This window comes from Bacillus sp. NPDC057893 (assembly GCF_042796455.1).
In the GTDB taxonomy this organism is placed as follows: domain Bacteria; phylum Bacillota; class Bacilli; order Bacillales; family Bacillaceae_G; genus Bacillus_A.
In genome coordinates, this window is the sequence record NZ_JBHVNG010000020.1 from 22,937 (window position 1) to 34,700 (window position 11,764).

The window sequence follows — 11,764 nt, forward strand, 5'->3', positions numbered from 1 at the left end:
CTATCAGAAAAGACACTCTTATATGAGTGTCTTTTCTTTATTTCTAAATGGGCTTGCTCATTCATTCCATAAAAACATACAGTAATGTAAATCCATTAAAACAACAATCTATCCCATTGTTAAGTCTTCTAATTAAAGGAGGAAAAATTATGAGTTACGGTGATTCTTGCGGCGGCTTGGCTTTACTGATCATTCTCTTCATCTTGTTAATCATTATCGGATGTAGCTGTTGGGACGGCGGATTCGGATACTAGGAAAGGGCACTGTTATTAGAGTCCCTTTTCTATACACACTACCTAAATAATGCAGTTATGCATAACATAAAAAATATACATATAATTAATAATAAACATAGTGAAATAATGAATGTGCATGCATCCTATACAGCAGATTCTTTTGAAAAGCATAACATATCGTTCATTTTAAAAGATATGGCGTCACTCTGATACTGATCTCAATTCTTTTGTATGTTGTGTACTAACAATCTAGTGCATATAGACGATTCTGTTTTATAGGATGTGTTTACACGTATAACAAAGGGATAATACGGAAAAATTTATATTAATGAACGTGGTTCAAGTCGGAGGAAGGCACCTTAGAGGGTTATTCTTCTATAAAGAAAAATCCTGATGCTCCCCTCTATATAACTAAAAAAATTGTGTTATAATATCTCCTGAACATATGTATGGGATAACGACTACTTGCTGTTGGTAAGTAGCAATTTATCTAATGAAGAGATCACTTGTTTCCAAGACAAGTGATCTCTTTATATACATTTCCCTTACTATATTTGAGATTCACAAGAAATTCCATTGAACATATCTACAAAAGTCATTCTTACATTATTTTTTCGTTTCATTTGTTTCTCCAAGTAAAGCTTCGTTATTTGGATATTTTCATGACCTCCTCATAGAGTAGGGTGATCTTGTTCGTTTACATTTGCACGCTGCAGTTCTTCGTGAAGAGTTTTTTCTATATACCCAAATACATGTAGATGCTAAAAAAAGAACGTATCAGTACTGTTTTCTTCGCGAGCGTTGACGCTAGAACTGGAATTTCGCTTTCCATTCTTCACGCTTTTTAACCAGTTACTATATCTACATATATGCCAAGGCCATAATATTCTCAATAAAGAAGCATAGCGCTATACGTCTTCCCTGTTCAATCCAAATTCTTCCGCCTGTTACGCCGTACATTGACAAAACGAAAGAATCTCCGCTACATAACACTTTTTTATGTCCTCTTTTTGCTTTTTCTTCTCATCCATATCTTTTTATAATTGTAGAAAAAACAACTCAACACTTTACTGATTACTTATTATACAAAGGAAGAACGTCATTATTTAGACAAAACTATACATGGTATTTATACTACTCCTAATCGAATTTATAAATCATTTGATTTACCAATCCCTATAGAAAGTGTAATTCAAACCGAACAATCTGATCGGGCATTACGAGATAAGGACTTTATATCTAGTGAGGAGAAAAAACAAAGAAAGGAGGATTAAATTAACTTCTGCTTTTCATAAAATCGATTCGTATCCCCAGCACTAAAAAGTATCTAGTCATTCCCTTCTCGAAAAAGAAACAAACCCATTAGTAGGATTCATGCTTATCGACAACTGTAAAAAACAGGTTTTTTGTCAACATAGAATCCATTGGTAGCCATGTTACAAGAAACAATCAGTCATAGTACACCGCAAATCACACTGGAATATGTTGATAAATTAAAGAGGAGAAGATGGTATTATTAAACCAATTTTATATTTAAATGAAAAATCCACACTTAACTAGACTCATATACTCACACCATCCCTTCTAGACGAGCATAAAATGTACTAACGAACGAAAGGGGGTAATTATTATGGGTTTTGGTTTTGGTGGAGATTGTGATTTCAACAGATGTGATGATCGGAGAGATCATCACAGAAAAGAAGAAAACAATAGACAGGAGCATAATAATCCAGAATTATTACAATTCTTAAGAACATTAACTCCTGGTACTTGTATTGTTATTCAATATGATTGTCAAAGACCTACAAGTGCAACATTCCAAGGTTTTCAAGGAAACAACGTAATTATTTTATCTGACTTTGATTGTTTCCCAGGATTAGCACGTATTGCGATTAACAGAATAAACGTAATCTCTATAAATTCACCTGATTGTAATCGTTTCTGTTGCAAGCGTAAGAAGCATTGTAGAGAATGTGAAGAACATGAGCATGATCATAGAGATGATTTTTAATAATGAATGAATAGAAATACCTTTCCTTTAATTTTATAAGCCAATTTGCAGAAAAAACACCTATTAAAAAATAGGTGTTTTTTCTTTCCTAAATTTACTGAACTGAACGTAAATAACAAACCATTTCATATAGCGGACATATACTATTGTAAGGTCGGCATCCAAATGACCCAAATAAATACCCATGCCAAGAAATAAAACTACAAAGTATTTCTTGGCACCTTTTACATAAAACAAATAAATTTATTAAAAATGTACAAGTTAATTACAGATTTCGCGATGTGGGAAAGCCCATATCGGACTTTAGTCCGCCTTTAGGCATGGGATGAAAGTATCGCTTTTTCATAGAAAAACAGTTGTGTTTTGGTTATACTTGAACGATAGACAAGCACAAGTCTTTAAAACGCCTATGTGTTCCTTGAAAACAAGATATCATATGGAGTTCGATAGCCGAATTCACGCTATCGGTAAAATGATATGTGTCGTCAAGAACAAGACGCTAAAACATATGAACACGCAACGCGATCTGTACGGTATGGTTATAGTACCGTAGCTCACGAACCTATACGGTCTGTCGTGAGAGTGGTGACGGCACACCGCAATCTTGCACGTCAGCGATACCAGAAATGGACTTTGCCTTTGGTAGCAAGAATCCCACTGACGTTAGTCGGCTTGCCCCTTTAGGGGTGGTAGTGTCAACAAGTTATTCATATTATATAATTAAGGATTAATAGATCCTATACCACCACTCCATAAAGTTACCTATATTTATTTAACTGTCTAAATGTGCAAACCTAATTGAAAATGGTTCGTTTTGAAACAATCAATTCGTGTGCTAATTCTCCCACAGTAAATTTTTTCATTCGATTAACCATCATAATCATTTCATTTAATCTTTTTGCTCTAGACATCGAATCTCCTACATAACTATGACATAATTTGGCATCGTTATAATATATAGTCATGGATATTTAAATGATAAAAATGGATACAAAAAACACATGGATAGCAATTTATCTGTGTTTTTTTGTTTTATCTAGATTTCTTTAAATTATTTCTAACCGCACTTCCCGAAAGAATTCTCCTTACTCAAGCGTGTGCAGGACGATAGCCCAACGGTAAGTGGAAGATGAATTTTGGTTGGCGTAAGCCAACATATTTGCTACCCTATACTTTTATACAGATCGCTCTTTGAAAACTGAAGATATAAGGTTGTTGTAGGAAATTCGTCTACAAGGTAAAATCTTCAACGTTCTATCGTCCTGCGCTACTGAAATATGTGAAAACCAGGCGAAGAAAGTAGCGTATATGTGTCTAACGTACTCATACTATTTTTAGGGGGAGGGACTACCCTGTTAGATTGGTAAACATAAGTGACTAGTAAAAATCACTTACTTCCCAAGAAGCTCCCACTTCAAGCGTCAGCTAAGTGGTGAGTAGTTCACTAACTTCACATTTCAATAGGAGAAACCCTATTGATACAAAGTTTTTTATCTTAACATTGGAAATCTGCAAAATCCTGACACCACTCCTAAAACTAGCAAACAAGTGTTAAATTAACGCTCTTTTATACTTTCTTTAATTACAGATTGTTTTTATCACTGTTTAAAATGTGTTATAAACCTGTTCACAAGTTGCGGCTGTTGGTTGAAAAAAACAGTGTTTTTTAAAACGCCCGACAAAAGGCTGATTATACCATTGTTGAGGACAATCACCTGGTGGCCTAAAATACCATAAACTAAATTTCCCAGGCCAGTACCTCTCTCCATTGATTACTCGACGAGCTAAGCGTTTTTCACTTTCTCTTGCTCTTTGATAGAAATAACCGTGAGTAACAGCTTCAAATGCGTGTTCTTGGTAAATCATTTGTCTAATGGTACGAAGATTTTTAAAATCGGAACAATTGGCTCTTATTCGGTTAATTCCTACATTTCCGACGAGCAACATACCCTGAATTCCTTCTCCTTCGGCTTCTGCTCTCAGTAATCTTGCTAAAAGTGCAATATCTGCATCTGTAGCGTTAACAACCCCCATGACTTCACCTCCATTATATTTTCTTCTTATAGTATTGCTTATTAATCAGGATAATGACTTTTTCACATAATATAGATTGTTATGTCTACGAAGTATGAAAGATAATTACTCTTGAATAGGAAGGATGATGGTACTTGAATATGGACTCTTTCATGGAAGGATTTGTATTGTCATTGGTATGGGTCTTAAAGATGGAACGACAGGTGAAGAAGAATTGCTAAATAAACTCATGAATAGAGGTATTTATAAGGATTATGTAGTTTCAATAGTTGGAGTTACTTATTTACATTTACTTTTGAGAAATATGATTCAAGTTAGTATTTTATCTTTTTCCGACATGCGTCTCCTCAAAATAAATAGAGAGACACTTGTCTCTCTTCAAAAAGTACTTTTGGGAATTTTAAATTGTCCCTCTTAGTATCAAACCTAGAACAGCCATAATTATCGTACTGATAATAATCCGTAAAATCCAAGAGGTATTCGTGCTGATTTTTTCTAATTGCTTATTAATTGTAGAAATGTCTTTCTCGTTAATTATTATTCGAGTTTCTAAATTACGAATATCACGCATGATCTCTTTTTGTTCTGATTTTAGACTGTCAATTTTCACATTTAAGTCTTCCATATACTCACATCCTTCTAATATCTTAATAGAACAATCTCTATATTTTATGAGACAACCTTTTTCGATGTGAATGTATACGAGTTATTTCCATGTTGAATCTTTATTTTATACACCTTTTCCAATCGTATTTATCATTACTAAACTAATACAAGCATTTGTTAATTGACCGATGGTTGTACTAATTAATCATATTCGGTTGTTTTGTTAGAACTTCAATCGAATCTCAACTACATTCATAAAAAGTTTAGAAAATCCATAAACAAAAAACGCTCTTTCAAAGGATATTATCAATTTCGACGGTTATTACTGCCTCTATGTCTGCGTCTACAGAACATTAAATGCCCATTTTGTTCAATAAAAAGAGAGCATCCAAGGCAGTAGATGCTCTTAATGTGATAAGGAGTTTTAACTGAGTATCAAAATAGAATAGAAGCGGTTAAGCTCGTCCTATACTTTAATATATGCTTGTTCTTCTTGAAAGGTGAAAAGTAAAAAGACACCTTAATTAGGTGCCTTTTTGATGTATAAGAGGTAGCTACCTGGAAAAGACCTTTCTGTATCATTATATGATTATCAATTCTCGTTATGCTTAAAATGGCTTTTAAATACGTTTATTGTGTATTTTGATAGTAATTGATTTTTTCGCGAATAGCGGACGCAATAAATTCGTCAATAGTGCTGTTTGTTTCTTCGACTATTTTATTAAGTACTTGATATTCTTTACTGGACATCGTAACTGGTTTTGTCACACTGCTACTATCTAAATAGACGCTACTATTAACACGTTTCACTAATTTCCCTTCAATTAAATATGGTGAGAGGCTCTCAATCCACTCCATTTGCATACCCATAGGCAATTCAATAAGTGATTGTCGTACATCTAAATACCAAAAGCCCTCCTCTTCTGAAATCTTTATATTTCTTGGTGAGACATATTGGAGTATTAAGTCAACTTTTTGGAAAGAACTACTACGTAATTGATCAGACTTAGGTAAACGAAACTTAATAAATCTTTGATGATGGCTCCGAGGTTTATCAGTCAACTCATAAGCTTGTTCATATCCTAATTTTTTTGCTTCTTTTAAGGTAAATTCATTTCCGAACTCATCAATTAACATAATATCTCCACGCTTTGGAATAGAAATGACTCTTGCTATTGTATTCCCCTGGATATATCTTTGGAAAAGTACAGTATGATACTTTTGAGAGAATGTATACATTGCATTCGATTGATCCAATCGATGTACAAGATTGCCTAACTCTTCTTCTTGAAGGAATTTAGTCTCACGGTTACGATATTCCTGTATAGTAGCTGTCAATTCTCCATCTTCTAACCATTTTTCTAATTGATATGTACTTATATCGTATTTTTTACTAGCCTGGTATAAAGTAAGACCTTCTATCTCCCTTTCCTTTTTAATTGAGTCTACATCCTCTTTTCTAAAAAGGAAACTCCCATCTAATCGCCATGTATCTTTATTGATTGGAATTAATTGTCCCTGCTTCATAAGATTATTAACAACGAAACTACTAACGCTTAAATACTCCTTTACTTCCGTTGTATTCATATTGATTGGTTGATTCTCATTCATATTATTTCCCCTTTCATTTAATTTGTATTTTTTAAATAGATTATCCTATTTTAATTTAAAACTTAAGAATTATATAACTGTAATTTATTATATCATAGGTAATGTTCAAGTTATTTATAAAGATAATCAAAAGTTATTTATAATTTCCAATTAAATTAATTTATATGTTTAAATAAAAAAATCACAGATAATTTATAGAAATAAAATTTATACAACCATAGAAAATGGGAGATTTTCTATGGTTATTCGTTATTTTCATTTTTATAAAATTTAATCTTACTATGTAAGTAACTTTTAATGTAATTCAGTTATAATATTAGATATAAAGGGAATTAATATGGAGTTGATTAACAATGAAATTTAAATTAAATACAATTCATAGTGAAACTTATTTAGAAAATATAGAGAAACAAAAACAAAATTTCTCAAACATAATTGCGATATGGAATCAAGATTATATAAATGAAGCTGAATTTAAAAAGGGAAATAACGAAAGAGAAGATTCCTATACATATGAGGGATTTTCAGATGAAGAAATATTGTATTACTATTTAAATCGGCAAACACATTTTGACCAAGAAAAACGTATAAAGGATGCATCCAGGACTCTATATGCACGTGACTTAAGCCAGTTCTATTTTTTCATCAAACAAAGTACAGAATTTCTGCAGCAAGATGTTAAAGATTATGTAGTCGGCCAAGTTTGGAGGAACTTAAGAAAGCGACATATACGTAACTATCAAAAATGGTTATCCCAGGATGCAATCTCCTATCAATCAAAAGAAAAATACAAAATATCTACAATTAGTCGGAAACTTGGTGTAATCCGTTCGTATTTGAAATGGCTATATGAAATTCAATATATCCAGGAACCTCTTCATGTGGAAATTCTAAGCACGACCGTTAATAAACACCATAAACCAAAACGCGAATTATCATATGAGGAAGTGAAGCAGTTGCTTCATTACTATAAGGATAATGAAATTAATTACGCTTTATTATCGGTCCTAGCTACTACGGGATTACGTGTTGCAGAAGTGGCCCATGCAAAGTGGGAAGATCTTGAGTATGACGCTATACGTGGACGTTACTATTTAATAGTTGATACAAAGGGAGATAATGAACGGATTGTTTCTATTAATAAGGAGATTTTCAATCGGATTGTTGCGTTTCGAATCCGGAGACGATTACCTGTGGACATTGGAAATAAAAATGGTGTGACTATATTTCAAACAAAGAATCATACTGCTTATAAAGAAAATTATTTATCACAATATATTTCTAAAATCATTAAGGATACAAAGTTACCCTTTACGGAAAATATACGAATCACTCCCCACTTTTTTAGACATTTTTATGTGCAGTACTTATACGACTACAAAGGACTAGCACCTCATGTAATAGCGGCCGCAGTAGGTCATAAAAATGACCGGACAACAAAAGAAAACTACCTAAAACAAAGATTAACGAAAGATAACGATGCTGGCAATCTAATTAAGGAAGATGAATTCTAATTTCGTTCATATTAAGATTAATTGTATAATTTATATACAACAAAGAAAAAGCACCCGTTATGGATGCTTTTTTATATGAACGAAATATAAATTTAATTGGTGGTGTATGCGTTGATATTGATTTTAGCGAAGAAATATTAGTAAGGGGGACCATTATATCATTGATACGAACTAGCTTATTTTTCAATTATTTTCCATCTATTAAAATAAGAACCCTTAATCGTTCGGAATTTATTTTAAATTTATAATCTTTCCCACCGTTCATAAACACTTTTACTCCACTCCTGTATTGTTAATTTTTTGCACAATTCAATTCAAATTTACATATGCTACTTATGCACATGTATTCAAATCACATTTGGGAGTGTGACTTGAAACCTACTTTTCAAAAAGCGCTATATAAGCGCTTTTTTTCATGTGTAAATAAGCTCTACAAAATGAATTTTTTATTATATTCTCTTCCAAATAACATTTCCAATCCAGTCTATACTATAACTGTGACTTTAAAGCTACACAACCTAACCTGTAGGGCCTAATTTTCTTTTGTACAACAAATGGTTAGCTAATCAAGCTAGCTGCTTTGTTGTGCCAATGGAATAGGAGCGGTTAAGCTCGTCCTATACTTTAGTATGCTTATTCTTCTTGAAAGGTGAAAAGTAAAAAGACACCTTAATGAGGTGTCTTTTCAGAGTGCCAGAGATAATTTATATGTTGGATGCATCTTTCTATATCATTGTATGACCATTAATTCTTGTTATGCCTAAAAAGGTTTTAAATACGTTGATTGTGTAGTTTCAATATAACAAAGAATAAGAACCTGTTATAGACAATTTTTTATACGAACAAGATATAAAATTTAATTGGTGATGTATGCGTTGATATAAATTTTAGCGAAGAAATATTAGTAGACCTAATCATTACATCATTGATACGAGCCAACTTGTTTTTAATTATTTCCCATATATGTGAACTACCCGCCACTTAACGTCCTAACGGACTGTTTGAAGTTGGGGCTTCTCGGTTAATCATTACTTTTGATAGCTAACGAATTCGTCCTAAGACAGCCGAGCTAACTCCCTTGTTCCAAAGGTTATTTTATTACTATTTATGCTAACGCTAATAGGCGTATTGCTTCATTTTTGATATTGATAGCTGCGTTATAATCTCTATCGAGATTTAAACCGCATATACAAGAATAGACTCGTTCAGACAATGTCATATTTTTCACATTTCCACAGCTGCTACATGTTTTTGTGGAAGGAAACCATTTGTCTATTTTCACAAATTGTTTTCCTTGTTCGTTTAGTTTATAAGCTAAGAAAGAAGTGAACATACCCCACCCATTATCAGCGACACTTTTTCCAAAATGAAGTGCTTGCGACATTCCTTTCATGTTTAGGTCTTCAATAGCTACAACATCAAAATTAGCAGCTAACTTTTTGGACTCATGATGAAGGAAATTCTTACGTTGGTTAGCTACTTTCTCATGTAACTTAGCTATACGAATACGTTGTTTATTCCAACGCTCAGAACCTTTATTGCGCCTTGATAATACTCGTTGTGCCTTTGCTAATCGGTCTAACATTTCACGATAGAACTTAGGATAATTGGCTTTCTCATCCTCAGAACTAACGTATAATCCACCCATCGCAAAATCTAACCCAACAACTGTTTCTACTTCTTTTTGTACAATCTCTTTTTCGTATTCAGTCAAGATGGACACATAGTATTTACCAGTAGGTGTCATAGAAATCGTACATGACTTGATCATATAATCTTGTGGTATTTCTCTATGTTGTTTGATACGTACCATTTTCAGTTTTGGCAATTTGATATGACCATTAAGTAACATAATATTTCCGTTTACTACATTCGTTGTATAAGACTTTCTGTCTTTTTTACTTTTGAATGTTGGGAAGTCATTTTGACCACTAAAGAAATTCTTATAGGCAGTTTGCAAGTTTAGTTGAGCATTTGCCAAAGCTAATGAATCAACTTCTTTTAACCACTCAAATTCTGCTTTATATTTCGCGGGAGTTGGAGGCTTTTGTTTCTTTAGTTGTTCCTTATCATCTTTGTATTTTTCGTATGCTTCTTTTCGTTCAGCTAACATTTTATTATACACGAAACGTACACACCCGAAGGTTTTACGCATAAGATATGCTTGTTCTTCTGTTGGATACAAACGGAATTTATATGCTTTATTATGCTTTGTCATATCATTTCACCTCACTTTTCACCTTGATTTTCAATATATTTCTTTACTACGTCTATTGGCGAACCACCAGTAGTTAGTAAGCAAAAACTTCTTGACCAAAACATCTCTTTCCAAAGTTTCTTTTTCACTTGTGGAAAGTCTCTCTTGATTAGTCGAGAACTTGCACTTTTATAAGCATTAATAAATTTTGTCATTTCTGTATTCGGATGTGCCTTGAACAAAATATGAACATGGTCTACATCATGATTCCACTCTATCAGTGTTATGTTGTAATTCTCGGATAACCTGACAAACATGTCTTTTGCATAGTCTGATATATCATCATCGAACACATTTCTTCTGTATTTTACGACCAACACAAGATGATAATACAACAAGAACACTGAATGATTATTGCTATCTAATTTCATTCGTATACCAACCTTTATTCTTTATAAGACTGATTTTATCAGAGGCAAAATAAAAAGCAAAGCCTTTTGTCTACACCAAACCGAAATTCATCTCCCACCTATCGTTGGGCTACGCCCTTCACACGCTTGAGGAAGGAGAATTCTTTCGGGGAATGCGTTAAATTTGTACTCTGTCCCACCGTTCATAAACACTTTTACTCTGCTCCTGTATTGTTAATTTATTTGCACAATTCAATTCAAGTTTACATATGCTACACATGCCTGCAGATTACATATAGGCAGGTGTAATCTGAAGCCTACCTTTTAAAGAGCGCTATATAAGCGCTCTTTTTATGTGTAAATAATCTCTACAAAATGATATTTTTGTTATATTCCCTTCCGAATAACATTTCCGATCCGGTTTATACTATAACTGTGACTTTAAAGTTACACAACCTAACTTGTAGGGCCTAATTTTCTTTTGTACAACAAGTGGTTAGCTAATCCAGCTGGCTACTTTGTTGTGTCAAATGAAGTTTTCACTCGGATTTACGCGTCACTTCTTCTATCAGCTAAGATACGATATTAAAATCATTAGCTTCACACATTGAGGATGTTCCGCTCAAAAAACACTCCCGCATATTCTCAATTAATTCTTCAGCCACTTCAATTCGTTCCATACCAATTACACACCTTTTTAGAGTAATAGTATCAGTATGTCCAAGTTTTATAGATTTTTTGCACCAGAACCAAAAACAATATTATTAAACCACTTTCATATTTACATAAAAAATCCACACTTAACTAGACTCCTATACTCACACCATCCTTTCTAGACGAGCATAAGATGTACTAACGAACGAAAGGGGGTAATTTTTATGGGTTTTGGTTTTTGTGGAGGTTGTGATTTCGATAGATGTGATGATCGGAGAGATCATCACAGAAAAGAAGAAAGAGAAGACAATAGAAAAAAACAGAATAACAATCCAGAGCTATTACAATTCTTACACACATTAACTCCTGGTACTTGTATTGTTATTCAATATGATCGTCAACCACCTACAAGTGCAACATTCCAAGGTTTTCAAGGAAACAACGTAATCATTTTATCTGACTTTGATTGTTTCCCGGGATTAGCACGTATT

At 33.1% G+C, this 11,764-nt stretch carries 11 protein-coding genes and 1 pseudogene; 5 read left to right on the top strand and 7 right to left on the bottom strand.

The annotated features are described in order from the left end of the window. Window positions 1-149 precede the first annotated feature (149 nt). The gene (locus tag ACFVQC_RS29155; RefSeq protein ID WP_377900013.1) at window positions 150-254 is read left to right on the top strand and encodes a YjcZ family sporulation protein; all 105 of its coding nucleotides are present in this window, start codon (window positions 150-152) and stop codon (window positions 252-254) included. A 662-nt stretch (window positions 255-916) separates the two neighbouring features. Here the strand turns inward: ACFVQC_RS29155 and ACFVQC_RS29160 are convergent. Continuing rightward, window positions 917-1,165, bottom strand: a pseudogene (locus ACFVQC_RS29160) (tyrosine-type recombinase/integrase); the annotation flags it as partial. Window positions 1,166-1,866: 701 nt separating this feature from the next. Between ACFVQC_RS29160 and ACFVQC_RS29165 the strand changes: the two are divergent. Continuing rightward, window positions 1,867-2,247, top strand: coding sequence for a hypothetical protein (locus ACFVQC_RS29165; RefSeq protein WP_377900014.1), 381 nt, complete (start codon window positions 1,867-1,869; stop codon window positions 2,245-2,247). A gap of 794 nt (window positions 2,248-3,041) precedes the next feature. Here ACFVQC_RS29165 and ACFVQC_RS29170 read toward each other — a convergent pair. Together ACFVQC_RS29170 and ACFVQC_RS29175 are read right to left on the bottom strand one after the other, a co-directional pair. After that, window positions 3,042-3,158 (bottom strand): DeoR family transcriptional regulator, encoded by a 117-nt coding sequence (locus tag ACFVQC_RS29170; protein WP_002151820.1) that lies wholly within the window; start codon window positions 3,156-3,158, stop codon window positions 3,042-3,044. Window positions 3,159-3,852: 694 nt separating this feature from the next. Further along, window positions 3,853-4,281, bottom strand: coding sequence for a cell wall hydrolase (locus ACFVQC_RS29175; RefSeq protein WP_002144383.1), 429 nt, complete (start codon window positions 4,279-4,281; stop codon window positions 3,853-3,855). 127 nt (window positions 4,282-4,408) lie between these two features. On the opposite strand from ACFVQC_RS29175, the gene ACFVQC_RS29180 reads away from it, so the two are divergent. Continuing rightward, entirely contained in the window at window positions 4,409-4,699 is a 291-nt protein-coding gene (locus tag ACFVQC_RS29180; RefSeq protein ID WP_002151818.1) for a hypothetical protein, read from the top strand. Here ACFVQC_RS29180 and ACFVQC_RS29185 read toward each other — a convergent pair. Both ACFVQC_RS29185 and ACFVQC_RS29190 read right to left on the bottom strand, forming a co-directional pair. After that, window positions 4,682-4,906 carry a hemolysin XhlA family protein gene (locus ACFVQC_RS29185; protein ID WP_002151817.1) on the bottom strand — a complete coding sequence of 75 codons (225 nt, stop codon included), beginning with the start codon at window positions 4,904-4,906 and terminating at the stop codon, window positions 4,682-4,684. The two genes, ACFVQC_RS29180 and ACFVQC_RS29185, sit on opposite strands and share 18 nt — an antisense overlap. 611 nt (window positions 4,907-5,517) lie before the next feature. Further along, on the bottom strand, window positions 5,518-6,498 hold the full coding sequence (locus tag ACFVQC_RS29190) for a hypothetical protein (RefSeq protein WP_002151815.1): 981 nt from the start codon (window positions 6,496-6,498) through the stop codon (window positions 5,518-5,520). 353 nt (window positions 6,499-6,851) lie between these two features. On the opposite strand from ACFVQC_RS29190, the gene ACFVQC_RS29195 reads away from it, so the two are divergent. Beyond that, complete coding sequence (locus ACFVQC_RS29195) at window positions 6,852-8,012, top strand: tyrosine-type recombinase/integrase (RefSeq protein WP_377900016.1); 1,161 nt, start codon at window positions 6,852-6,854, stop codon at window positions 8,010-8,012. Window positions 8,013-9,117: 1,105 nt separating this feature from the next. On the opposite strand, the gene ACFVQC_RS29200 is transcribed toward ACFVQC_RS29195, so the two are convergent. Both ACFVQC_RS29200 and tnpA read right to left on the bottom strand, forming a co-directional pair. Further along, a complete protein-coding gene (locus ACFVQC_RS29200) occupies window positions 9,118-10,230 on the bottom strand; it encodes an RNA-guided endonuclease TnpB family protein (RefSeq protein WP_377900017.1) in 1,113 nt (370 codons plus the stop codon). 11 nt (window positions 10,231-10,241) lie between these two features. After that, entirely contained in the window at window positions 10,242-10,640 is a 399-nt protein-coding gene (gene tnpA / locus ACFVQC_RS29205) for an IS200/IS605 family transposase (protein WP_070142913.1), read from the bottom strand. Between the two features lie 857 nt (window positions 10,641-11,497). Between tnpA and ACFVQC_RS29210 the strand changes: the two genes are divergently transcribed. Further along, window positions 11,498-11,764, top strand: a 267-nt coding sequence (locus ACFVQC_RS29210; protein WP_377900019.1) for a hypothetical protein, incomplete at its 3' end; no start/stop codon positions are given.

Bases quoted from the DNA above. Each gene is read 5' to 3' on its own strand.
- ACFVQC_RS29155 (WP_377900013.1), top strand. From the start codon at position 150: ATGAGTTACGGTGATTCTTGCGGCGGCTTGGCTTTACTGATCATTCTC.
- ACFVQC_RS29165 (WP_377900014.1), top strand. From the start codon at position 1,867: ATGGGTTTTGGTTTTGGTGGAGATTGTGATTTCAACAGATGTGATGAT.
- ACFVQC_RS29170 (WP_002151820.1), bottom strand. From the start codon at position 3,158: ATGTCTAGAGCAAAAAGATTAAATGAAATGATTATGATGGTTAATCGA.
- ACFVQC_RS29175 (WP_002144383.1), bottom strand. From the start codon at position 4,281: ATGGGGGTTGTTAACGCTACAGATGCAGATATTGCACTTTTAGCAAGA.
- ACFVQC_RS29180 (WP_002151818.1), top strand. From the start codon at position 4,409: ATGGTACTTGAATATGGACTCTTTCATGGAAGGATTTGTATTGTCATT.
- ACFVQC_RS29185 (WP_002151817.1), bottom strand. From the start codon at position 4,906: ATGGAAGACTTAAATGTGAAAATTGACAGTCTAAAATCAGAACAAAAA.
- ACFVQC_RS29190 (WP_002151815.1), bottom strand. From the start codon at position 6,498: ATGAATGAGAATCAACCAATCAATATGAATACAACGGAAGTAAAGGAG.
- ACFVQC_RS29195 (WP_377900016.1), top strand. From the start codon at position 6,852: ATGAAATTTAAATTAAATACAATTCATAGTGAAACTTATTTAGAAAAT.
- ACFVQC_RS29200 (WP_377900017.1), bottom strand. From the start codon at position 10,230: ATGACAAAGCATAATAAAGCATATAAATTCCGTTTGTATCCAACAGAA.
- tnpA (WP_070142913.1), bottom strand. From the start codon at position 10,640: ATGAAATTAGATAGCAATAATCATTCAGTGTTCTTGTTGTATTATCAT.